Source organism: Lientehia hominis, from assembly GCF_021044755.1.
GTDB lineage: Bacteria > Bacillota > Clostridia > Lachnospirales > Lachnospiraceae > Lientehia > Lientehia hominis.
Map to the genome: position 1 here is coordinate 843,740 of NZ_JAJNOR010000001.1, position 18,097 is coordinate 861,836.

The window sequence follows — 18,097 nt, forward strand, 5'->3', positions numbered from 1 at the left end:
CCGATACGGGAAAGGTCATTTGCGATAATAGCTGCATGGAGGTTTATTATGCCTACACTGAATAAAATATTTGACAAGTGCGGCGTTGCGCTGTATCAAAACGAAAGTCTCGATCTTGATCATTATTATCAAGAACCGTATCAGGACGAGGGCGATGAAATCAAAGTAATCGGAGAACCGTTTGAAACGGACAAGTCAAAGAAAATACGAAAATATGACCTCTATGTAGAAGATCGCACTTTCTCTAATTTTTCATTCTTCATGGATGGTTCTAGGCGGACATATAAAATTGGCGATATTGTGATTGAGGGCAAGAAAATTTATCCAGTAGTCGTTGCTCAAATCAGAGCTGGCTGTACTGAAAGAGGCAGTAAGAAAAAGCTCCACTCGCATCAGGCAATACAGCGAAAGAATCTTTTACTATTGAGCGACAAAGTCAACACGGTAGATTTCAAAGAAATCCAACAGCGTATTACCAGAACAAAGGTCGCACAAGAAATGTTTCTGGAAGTGGTCGAGTATCGCTTTGAGCCGGAAAAACATAATATTCCTGTTAATGCTGCAATCGCAAAAGCCAACACTATGATGCATGACATGGAAATAGAAATTCTGTCAAATATGGTCAAATCTGGAGTGTTGGACACTGACCGCATGCTAGTGGTAGACGGACCACTTCAATTTCTCCGTCAAGACACAGGAAAAACCGAGTTTGCTGATCTGTTTTACAATGTAATAGGGGTTTCAAAGAGTTTCAATCCTATGCTCCCCACATCCAGCAAATCCAAACGCGGAGGAACACAAATAGGCGCAGAACTTTTGAAACTTGAATATGGTGAACGTACCCCGGTGTTTTTGAAAGAAAATGACCGTGGCAGGCGATTTGGGGTATGGTATCTAAGAATACGTCCCAAAAACAAAGTTTCAAATCCTCTCGAAGGAATAATCAAAATTGAGAAAATGGTGTTAGAGGATTATTACGACAGCGGAATTCCAACAGATGTTGTCGATACGATTTCTTTATCATTGCTCAATGAAGGTTCACCAACTTGTTATGGGCGCGATGAACGGTGGGCAAGTCATCTATACCCGGTATATCTGACAGAAACACTTATCAAGTCCACATTTGAAAGCGACCTGGTGTTTATCAATAATTTCAAACGAGATTTTCGGTAATAAGAGGAGATAGAAAAATGAGTACAAGAAAGCTGATTGGCAAGGTATCTGCCACAGAAAAGAATCCTTCATCCTGCGATGAGTTCCAATTTTGGCTGTCTGATGATACAATTCTGAGTCCGTTCGACATTGTCCTTGTACATAACAAAACGGACGATTCGATCACATATGGCGTTGTTCAAGATATTTTCCATATTACAGATGGTACAGGTCATATCAGCAACTACGTTTCCTCCGATTTTGGCAATGTGGATATTGCGCCTATGACAAGACGTCTGTCTCTTTCCTATGCCAAAGTGTCAGTCATTCATAACACCAAAGAAAACTTCATGCCGGTATTCGAAGGATCTGCTGTATATACGGCGGATGAAGATGATATTCAAGTCGCACTTGGACTTGATAACATTGATGAAAAAACTGCTATTCCCGCAGGTCTGATGAAAGCAGGAAACAATGTCTCTGTTCCAATTAAATACAACGGCGATTTCCTGATCGGTCCGGAGGGAGCGCATATGAACATTTCCGGTATTTCTGGCTTGGCAACAAAGACCAGTTATGTTATGTTCCTCTTGAAAGCAATTCAGCATAAATGTAAGGATGATGTCGCCATTATTGTAATGAATGTCAAGGGCGACGATTTACTTCATGTACATCAGCCAAATGAGAAGATTACGGAGGCGCAACGTCAAGACTGGACTGATCTGGGCGTACCATGCACACCGTTTGAGAATGTAAAATATCTGTATCCGTATAGACAACAAAAGGATAAGCTGTACGCAAATACCGCATTGCCTACCAATGATTTGATTGAACAATTCGCCACGAATCAAGCGGCGAATTTTGTCTACACCTTTGAACATGATATCAGCAAGGTAGACATGCTATTTGCAAATGTAGATGATCCCAACTATACAATCGAGTCCATCCTGAACTATATTGATTATGGCCCTGAGTTTAGAGGTGATTTGAGTTGGGTCAATTTCAAAGAGGTGTTGAAGGAATTTTGTAGCAAAGGAAGTGGAAAAAAAGACAACTCAAGTATTTTGATTCAATCATGGCAACGATTTCGCCGCCTCATTAACAATTCCATTAACGATGATATTTTTGTTAATGCAAAGTCGAGCAAGAAAGAGCAGCATCAGGTATATCTTTCAGACGAAGTGCTGAACATCAACGGCGGGGAGATGATGGTTGTAGATATTGCGGGGCTAACGGAGCAACTTCAATGTCTTGTTTTTGGCGATATTATTCGTTCTGTCTATTCTTTGAAGCACGGAGATTTTGATCAGGAGGATCGTATCAGCGATAAGCCGGTTCCCAAGAAAATCATTATTTTTGTGGATGAGCTGAATAAATATGCTCCCTCTACTTCCAGCAAGAACTCGCCTCTCCTCGCAAACTTGTTGGATATTACAGAACGAGGACGTTCTGAGGGGGTGATTCTGTTTTCAGCAGAGCAGTTCAGAAGCGCGATCCATGATCGTATCAAAGGGAATTGTGGAACAAATATTTATGGACGTACCAATGCCATTGAGGTATCCCGTCCTGATTACAAATTTGTTCCGTCTGTATATGCCAATATGATGACACGCTTAAAGAAGGGCGATCTGATTGTGCATCACCCTGTTTTTAAGACGCTGTTGAAAATCCAATTCCCGTTTCCGTCCTACAATCAAGGAGGTAGCAAATAATGAGCGAGCCTATTGCCGGAAAATTCCTTCTGGAAATATTGACAAAAGGAATGTATTCTAATCCTATGCACATTTATCGTGAATACATTCAGAATTCTTCTGACTCTATCGACAAGGCAATAAAGGCGGGCATTCTGCAAACTACCGAAGCTGAGATACATATTTTCATTGATGATAAGGAACGCAATATTGTCATCAGAGATAATGGCCTTGGAATACCGCTTAATATTGCAAAGGTAAAACTAATGAATGTTGGTGCATCTGATAAAGATGGCGTGACAGAACGCGGTTTTCGCGGCATCGGACGATTAGGTGGACTTGCATATGCAGAGAAAGTGCAATTTATCACCTCTGCTATCGGAGATACCGCAAAAACCATAATGACTTGTGACTGTGTTCGAATGCAACAACTGCTCCAAAAATCAAATACTGAAACATCAGACATCATGGAAACTTTCAAAGCGATCAGTGCTTTTGAAGAACAGCCGGAAGAAGCTGAACAACATTATTTTGAAGTACGCCTAATAGGTGTCCCTAAGGAATCCGGTCTGTTAGACGAAGATGACGCTATTCGCTATCTCGCAGAAACTGCACCCATTGATTTTGATAGTCAGCATTTCGTTCAGGCAAAAAAGATCCGGGAATATTTTATAGAAAAGGGTTTCCCGATTCCCTGCTATAAAATCCTTCGCGGCGCACGTAAAAAGCCAATCTACAAACTGTATTCTCGCAGTATGTCAACTGGAAAACAGGAACGTACAAAAACAAAGGATTATGTGCGCGATGTTGAGTTCATTTATCACGAAGCATCTGACGGCAAGCCGCTGTATATCGGCTGGTTAGCTATTACCGATTTTTCAGGCATTATATCCGACGAGTCCGTTCAGGGAATTCGATTCCGCAAAGGAAACATTCTTGTCGGCAACGGAACAACTTTTGCAAAATTCTTCCCATCTGAAGGTCACAATGCCAACCGCATGTTTGCAGGAGAAATTCATGTACTTCATGACGAATTGGTTCCGAACTCCCAGAGAGACGATTTTGAGCCAAGTACAGTCTACAATGAAATGAGAAAAGCGCTTGCTGAATGGGCAGGAACAATCAACAAAAAATATCGTCGTGGAACATCGGAGGCGACTTCTGCACTTCGTAACCTAACTAAATTGAATGAAGAGCAGAGGGAATTGGAAGAGAAAATTGACTCCGGTGCAATTACTTCTGACGAAAAAAGAGAACAAATTTCTGAACGCCTCGAAAAAATCGCCCGTACTCGCGAAAAAGAAGAAAAGACCGTCCGCAAAGCGTTAGAGCGTGGCACATTCGATAATGAACGTAAAGAAACGGTGGAAAAAGCTCTTTCTCAGACGGAAACCGCAACTAAAAAAGTAGCTGCGTTGAACACGAAAATTGTAAATGCAGGTTATGCAACTAAAAACGATTTACCTTCCTCTTACAGCCGTGATGAACGTAAGTTGTACCAACGCATTATTTCTGTGATAGACATCTATTTTGCGGATGATCCAAAGACGGCTGAAGCATTACGTGAGAAGATAAAATCAGAACTGAGCGTGAAGAAAAAATGAGAGTATTATTAGTAGAGCCAAATTATAAAAACAAATACCCCCCAATGGGTTTGATGAAAATAAGCACTTACCACAAAATGCTTGGAGACGAAGTACACTTTGTCAAAGGGACAAATCCGAATATTGATGCGGAAGTGTGGGATAGAATTTATGTAACAACGTTATTTACCTTTGATTTTGCAATTTCTGTTAAAACGATAAATCATTATATGCACCTTGTTAATGATGTTGATTCGCTGTATGTCGGTGGTATTATGGCATCTCTTATGCCCGACAAAGTTATTGATGCCACCGGCATCAAACGTTCACATATTCTGACAGGTTTGTTTACAGATACTTCCGTTGTAGGCGATAATAACGACATCAATGTAGATCAGCTTCCTCTCGATTATGATATTCTTGAAGAAATCGACTATGAATATCTGGCAGGCGACAATTATTTTGCCTATACAACCCGCGGCTGTCCTAATCACTGCTCTTTCTGCGCAGTGCCGATTTTGGAGCCAAACTTTCACGTTACTAACAATATCATTGAACAAATCAACACGATTGATCGAAAATATGGTCCAAAGCAGCATCTTCTGTTATTGGATAATAATGTGCTGAATACCCCTGATCTTGAGGCTTTGGTTGACGATTTATGTGCCGCGGGATTTGGACGAGGCGCAAAATATGTTGATCCGGGGAGCTATAATATTGTTATGATGCGTTATCATAACGGTGATCGTGCTGATTTTCTTGACAGAAAGATGATGACATATTTGGAGAAATTCAAAAAGCGCATCAAGTCCCCAGAAATGCTTGATGTTTTCCTCCAAATTGTTATCGGAGCAGAAGATGCGGAGAACTTTGCCGAGTATATGCTTGAACATGAAGCTGAGTTAACTCCGATTATTGAGAAATATCGAAACAAAACGCCTAAGGCTCGTTATTTGGATTTCAACCAAGGTGTTGACGGAAGAAAGATTAATGATGAAAATATGACGCAACTTGCTCGTCTTGCAATCAGGCCACTGCGAATCGCTTTTGATGATATTAAGTTGAAAGACAAATATTGTGCCGCTGTTCGTACTGCGCACAAGTATGGAATAAAAGAGATTTCTAACTATATCCTTTTCAATTATAAGGATAAGCCGGAAGAACTCTATGAACGCCTGCGTATCAATATTAAGCTGAACAGAGAGCTTGGAATTCAGATTTTTTCGTTTCCGATGAAATATTCGCCCATTGATCGTACTGACCGCGATTTCATCGGTACAAATTGGACAAAAAAATCCATTCGTGCAATTTCTGCTATTTTGCAAGTAACAAAAGGCGTGGTAGCTGCTGGATCAGATTTCTTTTATAAAGCGTTTGGCAGTTCTCTCGACGAATACTTTGAATTATTGGCGATGCCTCGTGAGTTGATTATGTTCCGTTACCACTTTGAAAGGAATGGAACAACTGCACAATGGCAGAAACTATATCGGGCGCTGAGTGAGGAACAGAAGAAAGAACTTATGATATTTGTTTCTCATACGGTTTCTGAACTGAGAATACTGCCTTGGCCCGAACAATTCAAAAAAATACTACCGTATTATTTGATTAAGTTCAATGACAAAAAAGAACAATTATCCAACGGTGCTGTACAACTGTCCTTTATAAATGACAGCGATGTTGTAATTGAAGGTGAATAAACAAAAGCCGCGACCATCCACAGTGTTGAATGGTCGCGATCATTTTCTATTCCTTTTTCTTCATCAAGCCCCCTACCTCACAGCATCGTATCTTTGCCAGCACGATAAGATACCCCATCCGAGCCTTGTTGATATTCTTCTGCCGTTGCTCGTATTGCTGGATAGTGCACACCGTGACACCGGACAAAGCCGCAAGCTTGCGTTGACTCAAATCGGCTTTCTGCCGTAGAAGTTTTAGAGTTGTTTCCGATTTCGCCTCTTTACACATCGCATTCACCTTATCGACGAACTGATGAATATCCATTTCATAATAGGGCTGGTAAAGAGCTATCATATCTTCGATGGGAACATACCGCACAATCTCCGCAAAGCTCATGGATGTTTCCTACTGATAATAATAACAACGAAATAACTCTCAACAAGCGGTCTTGTCGCACAGCATTTTTTTGCAAACCATTCGATGCCTTCGGCAATTAGACGGAAAAACTCAAAGGCAAATAATACCAACCGAATGTATCTTAACAAGGACCCCTCTATTCGATATAATAAATACATACTAATCGTATGTTAAAGAAAGGGGGAAGTTATGTGGCACGTAACAAATACCCTGAAGTGACCGTGGAAAAAATTCTTGATGTGGCTCAGCGGCTATTTTTAGAAAAAGGATATGGCAATACCACCATTCAAGATATTGTAGATCATTTGGATGGCCTATCCAAAGGAGCCGTCTATCATCATTTCAAATCAAAAGAAGAAATTATGGACGCAGTAGGCGACCGAATGTTTTCTGCAAATAACCCCTTTGAGAAAGTTCGAAATCGTTCAGATTTGAACGGCCTGCAAAAGCTGCGTGAGGCCATCCGTCTGAATCAATCGGACGAAGCCCGAACCAACATGACAATACAATCGATTCCCATCACGAGAAATCCCCGGCTTCTGGTAGAGATGATTGAATCCAACCGGCGTATTCTAACCCCATATTATCAAGAACTGCTGGAAGAAGGAAATAAGGATGGTTCTCTGCATACCGAGTATGCCAAAGAAATTGCGGAACTAATGCCATTGCTCACCAGCTTATGGCTACTGCCATCTGTGTTTCCTGCGGATAAAGAGGGAATGAAGCACAAGTTCCGTTTTCTTGGTGATATGCTGGAGAAGATGGGAGTTCCCCTTATGGATGATTCTATCTATGCTTTGGTGGAAGAATTTTTTGACAAAATGCCAGACGAAAAATAAAGTTGCCGCAAGGCAATTTTATTTTAGTAGAATACATTCATTCGACCGGTATTTTAACGATGTTGTATTTTCTTTATTGTTATACATACCGTCGTGTGGTATTGAAAAAGAGGACGCAATGAAAGAAATCGTGATTTCCACAGACCGGATAACCAAGATTTTTTCGGGGAAAGAGGTTATCAGGGAGTGCCGAATTTCAGTGGAACAAGGGACGATCTACGGCTTTCTTGGTAAAAACGGAGCCGGAAAAACCACCATGTTCAAATTGCTGCTTGGTTTTCTCAAACCAACAACCGGGACTGCTACTGTTCTCGGTATGGACAGTGTTAAAGAGAACGCCAAAATTCTAAAACATACCGGAAGTCTGATTGAAGTCCCTGTATTCTACGAACATTTATCGGCTACCGATAATCTGCTCCTCCATTTAGCCTATATGGGGCTTGAAAACATGGAGGTGGAACTGGTGCTTAAACGTGTAGGACTTCCCGGCACAGGTACACAACCCGTCCGTGAATTTTCCTTGGGAATGCGTCAACGTTTGGCAATAGCCCGCGCTATTGTTCATAAACCGGAGGTATTGATTTTAGACGAGCCGGTTAATGGACTTGACCCTGTGGGAATGAGAGAAATGCGCGTCCTGTTTCGCCAGCTTGTCGATCAAGACGGGATAACGATTCTGCTATCCAGCCATCTCATATCCGAAGTGCAGCAAGTTACCGACCGTATCGGGATAATTGCAGATGGAAGGCTTGTTTTGGAGGAGGATACCGCAGAAATCATCCATGCGATATAGAAGATTATCTGATCGGCGTGATGGAAGGAGGGCAGCTCCATGAATAAACTCATATCTTTGGAAGTTAAGCGAAACCGCCTGCGTCCTTACCATATTGCAGTGCTGATCGGTGGTTTTGCCCTGTTGGCTTTTCACTATTTTATGGCTGCGATTCCTCTTATCGATCCAACGGAAGCCGACATTGCAATGTTTTCTTCCTATGACTTTCTGTTTAACTTGAATCTTCTTGTAGGTATGGCCACCTTTGGGATTTTAGGTGCGGTGATGGGGACACGGTTTGTCATAGAGGAATATAGCGGAGCAAAAGCGATTTTATTATTCTCCTATCCGATCAGCCGGAAAAAGATGATGGGCGCAAAGCTATGGCTGGTTTTTTGCTATCCTGTTGCCACCATGTTGCTGTGTGGAATTGTAATAGGCGGTGTGTTCTTCTTTAGCGAGAGCTTGTTTCCCTTATGTGTTGACCATCTCACAAGGGAAACGATAGGATGGGCTTTTCTTTCTCTCCTGTGCCATTCTCTTTTAACTGGCGCTGTGACACTTTTGTCGATATGGATTGGATTTCTAAAAAAAATCTATTCCCGTAACGATTGTAACGGCGGTCATTGCTGCAACAATCCTATGTCAAGTGCTGTCGGCAGCGTTCTCTTTCCGTCCAATGCTTTTTATTCTGTTGGGCGTTGCAGCAATCTTCACAATGGTAACTGTGAGAAGTATGTTTTATCAAGTAGAAAATATGGAGGTATAGACAATGACAGAAAAAGAATTTAATCAAAAAGTTGAGGATATGGCTGCACGGTTTGAACACCGGGTTGAAACTGCTGCAGATCACTTAGACAAAGGGATTACCCGTAAATACGACAAAAGCCCCTTGTTTCGTTTTGCCGCAAGAGGTACTTCCATTGCTGCTGAAATCGGACTTTTGTTTAGCGCAAAACATCTTGCAGACAAAGGATACAGAACAGCCGCTATGTGGTGCGTCGGATTAGGCATTGCTGGTCTTGCGGCAGAGTTATTATGGATTTTGGTATTTAGGAGGAAGCGATGAAGCCAAAACTTTTTACCCGTAATTTTACTTTTTTGATTTTAGGTCAGATCAGCTCCCTGATTGGAAATTATACGCTGAAATTTGCTCTGTCCATGTATGTATTAGAGCAAACCGGGTCCGCTTCTATTTTTGCAGGGCTGTTGGCACTGGCGATGCTCCCTACGATTTTGCTGTCTCCTTTTGGCGGAATCCTCGCAGACCGGGCAAACCGCCGCAATATCATGGTTGCGTTGGATACTCTTTCCGGGCTGTATGTACTGATTGCCAGCTTTGCGATGGCACTCGGGCAGGATATTTTCGTCATCGGAGCCTTGCTGATTATTTTGTCGGTATTGGGCGCTTTTGAGTCACCCACTGTGCAAGCATGTGTCCCACAAATGCTGTCCGGAGATAACATCGTAAAAGGGAATGCTGTCGTCAATCAGGTGGCTTCTATTGCTTCCTTGATTACTCCGTTTTTGGGCAGTGTATTTTATACCGCATTTGGAATCCGTCCGGTATTTTATGCTGCGGTAGTATGCTTCTTTGTAACTGCACTGCTTGAATGGTTTATCCGGCTGGATTACAAAAAGCCCGAACAAAAAATGGGGATTGGCGTAATTATCAAAGAAGATTTCTCTGTCAGCATGCACTTTTTGCGCCGGGAACAACCAGGGATTATGAAACTTCTTCTGCTGGCAGCGGCCGTAAGCCTGTTTGTAGCGGGCACTGCTGTGGTAGGCTTTCCCTATTTGGTACGTACCGTGTTGGGCCTTTCAGCTACCCATTATGGCATTGCGGAAAGTGCCATGGGTGTCGCATCTGTTTTGGGAAGTCTGTGCGTCGTGGTATTAGCGAAAAAGCTGCCGGTGCGCCATCTTGCCATCGTTTTAGTATCCTTTGGGATCTGCCTTATTCCGTGCGGCATTGCTTTCCTGCTGCCGGTAAGTACTTTTACCAGGTATCTGATTTTGCTGGTAATGTTCTGCGCTTGCCAGCTTGGATGTAGTTTGTTTTCCACCTATGCCATTTCCATCATACAGGAACGGACACCGGAGCATCTGATGGGTAAGGTGATGTCCTATGTATTTACGCTCGCTATGTGTGCGCAACCGGTGGGACAGATTGTTTACGGAGCCTTGTTCGACCAGTTTGTGAGCAGCGCCTATTGGGTACTAATTCCAAGCGGTTTGATTGTGTGTTTTATCGGGCTGGCTTCCACCGGATTTTTTACGAAGTTTGAAAAGCAAGCTTCTACACTAGTTGAAAAAGAAACCATTTGAAGGAGGTGGTGGCAAGATGGGAAATTGGTCGTACTGGACTTAGAGGAATCTGGTAGGCAAATTGGAGAAAAATTGTTTATTCTGCTTTCCACCCGTCAAAAGAAGGAACTGGCTCAGTTTGTTCTTGACTATAAGATTGGCGATATTCAGACTGATATTCTATACGCCGCTTTCCTCCAAGAAAACCAAAAAACACATGGTCAATCCCTGACAGAAATCCGGGAAGGTGACTTGTATTTCTGCTTGGAGCAACGCCTTGTTACTGTGCGAAACCAGGTAATCCCGTTGACGGTCAAGGAATTTAAAATCTTCTCTTTGCTCATACAGCACCCCAGGCGTGTGTATTCCTATGAGGTGATTCTGGACTTGGTTTGGCAGGAGGACTACAGTTACTATTCCCGCAAGGCGGTCAACAACCATATCAGCAACCTGCGCCGGAAAATAAAGATAGCGCCGGATGTTCCGGACTATGTCAAAAGCGTCTATGGTATCGGCTATAAATTTGAAATCTGAGAAATACCATCATGATCCATAAAAGCCATGGTGGTATTTTTTGTGGAAACGCCTACAAAAACACCCTTCAAAATGTCACGACTAATAGAAGAATATTTTTCTGAGTTTTTCAATGAGAACCCCGAAAAAACCCGGCAAAAATGAAATGAATATTAGAGGGATATTCTTTGACCGCCAGAAAGGAGGTGATGGAAATTAAAGAAAAAATCCCCATCATGACCTATTCCCAGTACCGCAGGGCAAGAAGACTGGTTCGTCAGTGTTGCAACTATGAGAGAGGGAACTGCCTTGCTCTTGACGATGGAGAAGAATGCGTGTGCGTGCAAAGCATTTCCTACTCCCTGCTGTGCAACTGGTTCCGTGCCGCTGTCCTGCCCTTGGATGAACCTCTGGCGGCTGCTTTGCTTTATCGGAAAGAGCAGAAACCGTGTGCTGTCTGCGGACAACCCTTTCTTCCCGGTTCCAACCGGGCGAAATACTGTAAGTTCTGCGCCGTCGTTCATCGCAGGCAGAAAACAGCCAGTGACCGGAAAAGGAGGGCTGCCTGCGGACAATTAGGGAAGAAAAAGCCTTGATTCTATGGGCTTTGTAAGCGCCGGTCAACGGGATAGGGGGATAAATCCCTTATACCTGTCCAGAACGAGCTTCTGATTGTCCGCACGGGCCTTTGACCTAAACGGGAATATCCAAGATTGGTTTTTCAGAACGTGGCAAAGCTGACGCTCTGAAGCGTCCATATCCTACATTTCAGTCCGTGGCTTTTCTGCCTCTCTGACCGCCCGGTTTTAGACGATAGTTAATAAGAAAGAATTAAATACAAAATAGTCAATATCAATCAATCTATCATAGCGATGGGTAGATAAGAAGGAAAATTTATGAGATACCATACCATACAAAACAGATACGGAAATTTCATCTTACATTATTTTCCCCCGTTTCCTTATCCCCTTGGATTTATCCAATGACGCCAAGGTGCTGTACGCCCTGTTTTTGGACCGGGCGGGGATTTCCAGGAAAAAAGGCTACATAGAAACGGATGGAACGATTCGCTTGTACTTCACTGTGGAGGACGCCAAAGCGAAACTCCGCCGGAGCAGACAGGTAGCAACACGGGCGTTTCACGAACTGGAGTCCTGTGGCCTAATCGTCCGCCGGAAACAGGGTCTTGGCCGGCCGGCTGTGATCACTCTGAATCTGCCGGCTGATAAAAGGAGGGACGCCAATGACCGATGAGCAAAAGCTGTATGAGCTACTGAAAGACTTTGATCCTGCCGTGGGGGAACGGATGGAAAAACATTTCAGGGACGGAGCGTTTTACTTTGACCTTGGCGGCAACAGCTATCCCTTCTTTGAGGGAAATACCGTCTACACAGTCATTCCCCACTTTGCGAAAAAAGGCTCGGAAGGGATCGTGAAGAAACTAAAGCGGCTGATGGAGAAGGATTTACGGGAAAAAGAATCAGAGACATAGCTGAAAAATCTAAACCGGAGCGTTATAATAAGGGCAACCGTTTACTTGGCTGCCTGAACAGAAAGGAGAAGCAAATGAACCAGCAGCCAGAGAAAATCACCGCTTTATACTGCCGCTTGAGCCAGGACGATGCCCTGGACGGGGAAAGCAATTCCATTACCAACCAGAAAGCCCTGCTGAGCAAGTACGCCGCTGACCATGGATTCCGGAACACCCGGTTCTTTGTAGACGATGGATTCTCAGGGACCAGCTTTCAAAGGCCGGGGTTCCAGGAGATGATGCGGTATGTAGAGGATTACAGCGTATCCACTGTGATTGTCAAAGACCTGTCCCCGCTGGGCAGGGAGTATTCCTACATGGGGCGGCTGCAGGATTTTATCTTTCCCGCCTATGACGTCCGCTTTATTGCCATCAACGACGATGTGGATAGCGCCAAAGAGGAAAATGATTTTGCGGTGTTCAAAAATGTATTCAACGACTACTTCGCCAAGGATACCGGCAAGAAAATCCGGGCAGTGGTAAAGATGCGGGGCGAAGCAGGGGAGCATATCGCCAGTAATCCGCCCTATGGATACATAAAAAACCCGCAGGATAAAAAGAAATGGATTGTGGACGAAGAAGCGTCAAAGGTGGTACAGCGCATCTTCAACCTCTGCATTGCCGGGAAAGGCCCCATGCAGATCGCCAAAATCCTCACAGCCGACAGGGTGCTGACCGTTACCGCCTATCACGCCAGGCAGAAAGGCTGGGCCATGCCAGAGAATCTTTATCAGTGGTGCGCAAAATCTGTCGCCGGGATATTGGAGCGGCGGGAGTACACGGGCTGTACCGTGAATTTCAAGACCTATACCAAGTCCCTGAAATTCAAAAAGCGGATGGAGGATTTGGACAGGATTATCCAGCACATCTATGAGGACAATGTGCTGGGCAAGCTGTCTGACAGCCGGTACTTAAAATTATCCCGCCAATACGAGAAGGAGCAGGCGGAGATTGAACAGCTTGCCGCCGTATTGGAACGGGAAATCGTGGCACAGGCCAGGCAGGTTTCCGATGTAAACGAGTTCTTGAAACTGGTGGACAAGTACCTGGATATTCCGGAGCTCGACGCCGCCATTCTCAATGAGCTTGTGAGCAAGATCGTGGTGCACAGCCCGGTAAGGGAAAGCGGGAGGAAGCATGTACAGATAGATTTATACTTTACCTATGTGGGGCAAATCCGTATCCCTTTGAAGATTGGAAGGGAGTCCTTAAACGAATCGGAACCGGCGTGACTTAACACGCCGGTTCCGACTAAAATTCTTTTTTACTTCCTTATGGGACGCTGCCTAATTTGCAGGCCCTTTTTCATCGGATCGATCCCATATCCTTACTGCAAATATTCTTTTTCATAATCCTCGATGGGGATCGGCTCGCTGAACAAATATCCCTGAACCAATTCCACGCCGCAGGACCTTAAGGCTTCCAGCTGTTCCTCTTTTTCGATTCCTTCCGCCACCAGCTTAATCTCCATTTTCCTGCAGATATCCACGATCGAGCTTATGATCTCCTGGGATTTCCTGTTCTCAGCCACATTCTGCGCCATGCTCCTGTCCAGCTTAAGAACATCGAATTCCACAGCTGAAAGTAAAGAAAAGTCAGCATAATTGGTACCAAAATCATCTATTGTAACACTGAAGCCTTCCCCGCGGAGCGCCGATATGAGCTGGCTCATATCGGTTCCCTCCGTATCCCCGGCATACTCTGTGATCTCAATTTCCAAATATGTAGGCGAAATGCCATGCTTCTGACAAATGTCTTTCAACTTTTCCAGAAAATTTGGCTGTATCAGAGAACAGCGGGAAAAGTTCACCGACACCGGAACACTCCGCTTTCCATCTTCCAGCCATTTTTTGATCTTCGCACATACGAGATCAAATACATAAAAATCAATCTGGCTGATAGTCTTCGCTTCTTCCAGAACAGGGAGGAAATGTCCTGGCAGGACCAGGCTTCCGTCTTTGGACAAATATCGAATCAGTGCTTCCGCACCGACTGCCGTGCGGTCGGAAGAGGAAATTTTAGGCTGCAGATAAACTACAAACTGCTTCTTATCGATCTCCGCCTGTAGTACCACCGGATTTGCCAGCTGCAGCAATTCGTCACTATGATGGCGGTATCTTCCCGCCTTTTTATTCTTTCTGTAAAACAACTTTTTGTCTTCGTACATGCTGGCATCCGCATCCGCCACGATCTGGTTGATATTCTTTGCGGAATCAGACCACCGGCTTCCTATCGCCGCCCTGCATTCATCCTCATATTCGAAACTCCTTCTGAGTTCCGCTACTCTTTCCTCGAACATCTCCTCCGACATATTCAGAGAGATGATAACAAATTCATCACCGCCCACCCGATAGCAGTCTTCTTTCCGAAATACTGACTTCATCTTGTCCGCTGCCTGAATCAGCAGCCTGTCTCCTTCACTGTGTCCCAGCCTGTCGTTCACTTCCTTCAGACCGTTTACATCCAGGTATACGATACCCACCGGAGTGTTCCCACGGGACAGCGTTTCCAGATTCTCCATATATTTATTGCGGTTATAGAACGAAGTGAGTGTATCATGGAAGCTCAATGTGGAAAGCTGCCGCTCATTTTCCGTTCTCCTATATGCCAAAAGTAAAAAATAGCAAAGTGTCTGCAGCGGCGCGCTTATATTCGCTATCTTTTCAGCCGGCGGATTATCTACTCCCAAAGCTCCGGTAAGAACTCCGTCCGTCTCCATTGGGGCCACCACAAGACTATTGATATTCTGTACCTTCAGGGCCTCGTATTCTTCCGGAGAACTGTCTTTGTATGTTTCCAAATCTTCGATCACAACGCATCTCTGCTCAGAAAACACAGGCAGCCAACGGTTAATGATGGAAATCGGCAGATTCTGTAGCATATCTTTCTGCGGCTCCACGCCCTGACTGCACCACTCATAGTCATTGTACAGCATATTATTCCTAAAACTGAAAATATAGGTGCGTTCTGCCTGAAGGAACTCTCCCACCAATTTCAGGACCTGATCCACCGCCTTGTCCAGATCCCTTCCCTGATACAGTATCCTTATACATTCCATCACCATATTTTCCATATCAAGCGCATATTTCAGCTTTTCCTTCTCCCTTTCAACCTGGGTCATGTCAAAAGCTATCTCCATCCGCGCTTTCCGTCCATCCCACTCTATCAGCCTGTCCTTCAGCATATAATGACAATTTGTCAGCGGATTTGTGATCTCCCAATTATAATTCTCTCCCGGCTTTAATCTGCTGTTGGTGCAAAAGGAACATGGCCCGTCCATTCCCTGAAGGACCTTATAACATTTCTTTCCACTGATATCATCCACATGGAACGTCTTTTTCCCCGCCTCATTAATAAACAGAAGATCGTAATTCTCCAGATCAGAGACATATATGAGTTCAGATATTTCATTTATAGGAGCCTGTATCGCCTTTTCCATCTGAGAGAGACGCTCCTGTTTCTTCCTGTTCTCTGCCTCTGCTTCCTGAAGAGCCCGTCGTCTCCTTCTCTGAACAGAACTGAGCCATGCCAGAGCGCACGCAACTACGATAAAAAATACGGTCAGTGCTAAAAAACAAATCTCTGCGATCTTCGCGTTTTTTTCTGAATACTGCTCTGCCTCTGTCACAGTCTGATCTGCCAGATCAAAGTATTCCTGGCTAAGAATAAACAGATCTTCCTTATCCCCGCCCTGACGGACCGACATGATTGCTTCTTTCAGTTCCTTATAGCGGTCTTTCATCTGAGCCATCAGGTTTTGGAATTTCTTGTCGTTCAGCCGTGTCAGCCCCAAGTTCCCCTCACCGGTCAGCAGTTCTTCTATGATCTCGTCCAGACGTTTTATGAGCGCATCGTCCTGGGTCCCCTGCAGTTCCTCTTTGATCAGCTTTTGTGTTGCCCCGCGCACCACCCCCGCATAATTGATCACTCTGGCGTTCCCCTGCAGTTTGCGTATTGACACAAACGAAAATATCCCCACAAAAGCTACCGCGACTGATAATACGACAGCGATCATTTTCTTCTGTACTGTACTGTTCCCAGTCATAATCTCTTCCTTCCGGGTCGAGCAGTATCTTCCTTACTAATCTGCCCCTGACCTGTTTCATTAAATAAATCTATGATACTCCATTTTCATCATTTTGTACACCGATATCTTTTCAGGTATGATACAAGATATTTTTTTAGAATCGTTTTATCTGCTTCCGATTAAACATCGGCAGAAGTTCCGGGCCGTTACGATTTCGGTCAACTGGTAATGCAGAGGCCTCTTTATTCCTGCTGCGGCACAAAATAAAGACACAGGGCAGACAAAACATTCGCCCTGTGCTTCTTATCCGATTTTCCTGCAGATCCGCCTTCCTCCCCGTCTCCGGGGAATTCCTCACTGCATTTTCTCTTTTATGATCTCTACAGCTTTATCCAGCTGATTGTCATTCTCGCCCTTTTCCGCCTCGATCACTACATCCGGTTCAATTCCCACCTTATGGATATTGGTCCCATTTGGAGAATAGTAATTGGAAACTGTCATTTTCATAGCGGTCCCGTCTCCCAGGGCGACAATGTTCTGAACAATCCCCTTTCCATAAGTGGTGGTCCCTACAATAGTCCCCTTCTGGAAATCCTTAACGGCGCCCGTCAGTACCTCGGAAGCGCTGGCAGAGTTCCCGTTAACCAGGACAACAATCGGGCCGTCATATTTCATATCCGCATCCGATTCAAAAGTACTGCCTTCTCCATTTTTATCCTTTGTGGAGACGATGGTTCCTGCAGGAAGCAGATCATCGGCAATCTCTATCACACTGTCCAGAAGGCCGCCCGGATTATCCCGCAGGTCGAGTACCAGCCCTTTCATCCCCTGGCCAGACAGCTCCTCCAGAGCCTGTGAAAACTGAGCATAGGTAACGCCGTCAAATTCTGTTATCTGAATATAGCCGATGCCTCCGTCCAGCATCTTCCAGTCTACGGTGTCCATGCTGACCTCCCGCCGTACCACATCCATGGAAACATAGCCTGCCGCCGCTTCCCGGTATACTTCGATATTGACCGTGGTACCGTCTCCTCCGCGGATCTTGGACACTACATTGTTGATATCCTCCTGGGTGATATCCTCACCGTCCACCTTATACAGTATGTCTCCCGGCTGTATTCCAGCTTCCTCCGCGCCCGAGCCCCGGAACACACGAATCACCGTGATCAGATTCGTCTTTACATTCTGACTGATCTGAACGCCAATCCCTTTATACTGCCCGCTGGAGGATTCCAGAAGCTCATTGTACTCCTCTTCCGTGTAATATACGGTATACGGGTCGCCCAGGCTGCTGATATAGCCTTTGTAGATGCCCTCCGTCATCGCATCTTCATCCACGTCAAATAAAAAGTCCTGATCTATCTTCCCCTTCAAAAGGCTCAGCTTTTCATCTATTTCCTGATAATTCAGCCCTATCTCTTCGCTCTTTGCAGCATCTTCCCGGTCTCTTGCCTCCAGCATTGAGTACAATCCCCAGGTAGCTGCCGCCACCACGATCAGGCTGCATAAAACTCCGGTCAGAAGTCCTTTCAGAAAGCGGTTGTCACGTCTTTCCATGCGTTATTCCTTCTTTCATTCTTTATTT

General features: G+C 44.6%; 17 protein-coding genes. 14 read left to right on the forward strand and 3 right to left on the reverse strand.

All coding sequences use genetic code 11. From position 1 onward, the window contains the following. Positions 1-48: 48 nt before the first annotated feature. Genes LQE92_RS03855 through LQE92_RS03870 form a run of 4 tightly spaced genes read left to right on the forward strand, consistent with a single transcriptional unit; the run spans position 49 to position 6,123 of the window. Positions 49-1,173, forward strand: coding sequence for a hypothetical protein (locus LQE92_RS03855; RefSeq protein ID WP_231061671.1), 1,125 nt, complete (start codon positions 49-51; stop codon positions 1,171-1,173). Between the two features lie 17 nt (positions 1,174-1,190). Next, complete coding sequence (locus tag LQE92_RS03860; protein ID WP_231061672.1) at positions 1,191-2,864, forward strand: ATP-binding protein; 1,674 nt, start codon at positions 1,191-1,193, stop codon at positions 2,862-2,864. Beyond that, the gene (locus LQE92_RS03865) at positions 2,864-4,447 is read left to right on the forward strand and encodes an ATP-binding protein (protein ID WP_231061673.1); all 1,584 of its coding nucleotides are present in this window, start codon (positions 2,864-2,866) and stop codon (positions 4,445-4,447) included. The genes LQE92_RS03860 and LQE92_RS03865 overlap by 1 nt, the downstream gene beginning before the upstream one ends. Then, positions 4,444-6,123 carry a hypothetical protein gene (locus LQE92_RS03870; RefSeq protein WP_231061674.1) on the forward strand — a complete coding sequence of 560 codons (1,680 nt, stop codon included), beginning with the start codon at positions 4,444-4,446 and terminating at the stop codon, positions 6,121-6,123. Before LQE92_RS03865 ends, LQE92_RS03870 begins: the two co-directional genes overlap by 4 nt. Positions 6,124-6,169: 46 nt before the next feature. On the opposite strand, the gene LQE92_RS03875 is transcribed toward LQE92_RS03870, so the two are convergent. Next, entirely contained in the window at positions 6,170-6,499 is a 330-nt protein-coding gene (locus LQE92_RS03875) for a helix-turn-helix domain-containing protein (protein ID WP_231061675.1), read from the reverse strand. Between the two features lie 212 nt (positions 6,500-6,711). Between LQE92_RS03875 and LQE92_RS03880 the strand changes: the two genes are divergently transcribed. The 10 genes from LQE92_RS03880 to LQE92_RS03925 all read left to right on the forward strand — a co-directional run bounded on the left by LQE92_RS03880 (position 6,712) and on the right by LQE92_RS03925 (position 13,717). Further along, positions 6,712-7,359, forward strand: coding sequence for a TetR/AcrR family transcriptional regulator (locus tag LQE92_RS03880; protein ID WP_231061676.1), 648 nt, complete (start codon positions 6,712-6,714; stop codon positions 7,357-7,359). Between the two features lie 118 nt (positions 7,360-7,477). Beyond that, on the forward strand, positions 7,478-8,152 hold the full coding sequence (locus LQE92_RS03885) for an ABC transporter ATP-binding protein (protein ID WP_331001226.1): 675 nt from the start codon (positions 7,478-7,480) through the stop codon (positions 8,150-8,152). A gap of 39 nt (positions 8,153-8,191) precedes the next feature. Then, positions 8,192-8,923 carry an ABC transporter permease gene (locus LQE92_RS03890; protein WP_231061677.1) on the forward strand — a complete coding sequence of 244 codons (732 nt, stop codon included), beginning with the start codon at positions 8,192-8,194 and terminating at the stop codon, positions 8,921-8,923. Then, positions 8,904-9,200 carry a hypothetical protein gene (locus LQE92_RS03895; RefSeq protein WP_231061678.1) on the forward strand — a complete coding sequence of 99 codons (297 nt, stop codon included), beginning with the start codon at positions 8,904-8,906 and terminating at the stop codon, positions 9,198-9,200. The genes LQE92_RS03890 and LQE92_RS03895 overlap by 20 nt, the downstream gene beginning before the upstream one ends. Beyond that, entirely contained in the window at positions 9,197-10,462 is a 1,266-nt protein-coding gene (locus tag LQE92_RS03900; protein WP_231061679.1) for an MFS transporter, read from the forward strand. Before LQE92_RS03895 ends, LQE92_RS03900 begins: the two co-directional genes overlap by 4 nt. Positions 10,463-10,486: 24 nt before the next feature. Beyond that, positions 10,487-10,975: a winged helix-turn-helix domain-containing protein gene (locus LQE92_RS03905; protein WP_331001227.1), complete on the forward strand. Its 489-nt coding sequence runs from the start codon at positions 10,487-10,489 to the stop codon at positions 10,973-10,975. 188 nt (positions 10,976-11,163) lie between these two features. Beyond that, a complete protein-coding gene (locus LQE92_RS03910) occupies positions 11,164-11,550 on the forward strand; it encodes a cysteine-rich VLP domain-containing protein (protein WP_231061680.1) in 387 nt (128 codons plus the stop codon). Positions 11,551-11,923: 373 nt separating this feature from the next. Continuing rightward, a complete protein-coding gene (locus tag LQE92_RS03915; protein WP_408611434.1) occupies positions 11,924-12,208 on the forward strand; it encodes a replication initiator protein A in 285 nt (94 codons plus the stop codon). Next, positions 12,198-12,446 carry a transposon-encoded TnpW family protein gene (locus LQE92_RS03920; protein WP_231061682.1) on the forward strand — a complete coding sequence of 83 codons (249 nt, stop codon included), beginning with the start codon at positions 12,198-12,200 and terminating at the stop codon, positions 12,444-12,446. Before LQE92_RS03915 ends, LQE92_RS03920 begins: the two co-directional genes overlap by 11 nt. 74 nt (positions 12,447-12,520) lie before the next feature. After that, on the forward strand, positions 12,521-13,717 hold the full coding sequence (locus tag LQE92_RS03925; RefSeq protein ID WP_231061683.1) for a DUF4368 domain-containing protein: 1,197 nt from the start codon (positions 12,521-12,523) through the stop codon (positions 13,715-13,717). 95 nt (positions 13,718-13,812) lie between these two features. Here the strand turns inward: LQE92_RS03925 and LQE92_RS03930 are convergent, their stop codons facing one another. Continuing rightward, positions 13,813-16,530: a sensor domain-containing phosphodiesterase gene (locus tag LQE92_RS03930; RefSeq protein WP_231061684.1), complete on the reverse strand. Its 2,718-nt coding sequence runs from the start codon at positions 16,528-16,530 to the stop codon at positions 13,813-13,815. 336 nt (positions 16,531-16,866) lie between these two features. Further along, complete coding sequence (locus LQE92_RS03935; protein WP_231061685.1) at positions 16,867-18,069, reverse strand: S41 family peptidase; 1,203 nt, start codon at positions 18,067-18,069, stop codon at positions 16,867-16,869. Positions 18,070-18,097: the final 28 nt, after the last annotated feature.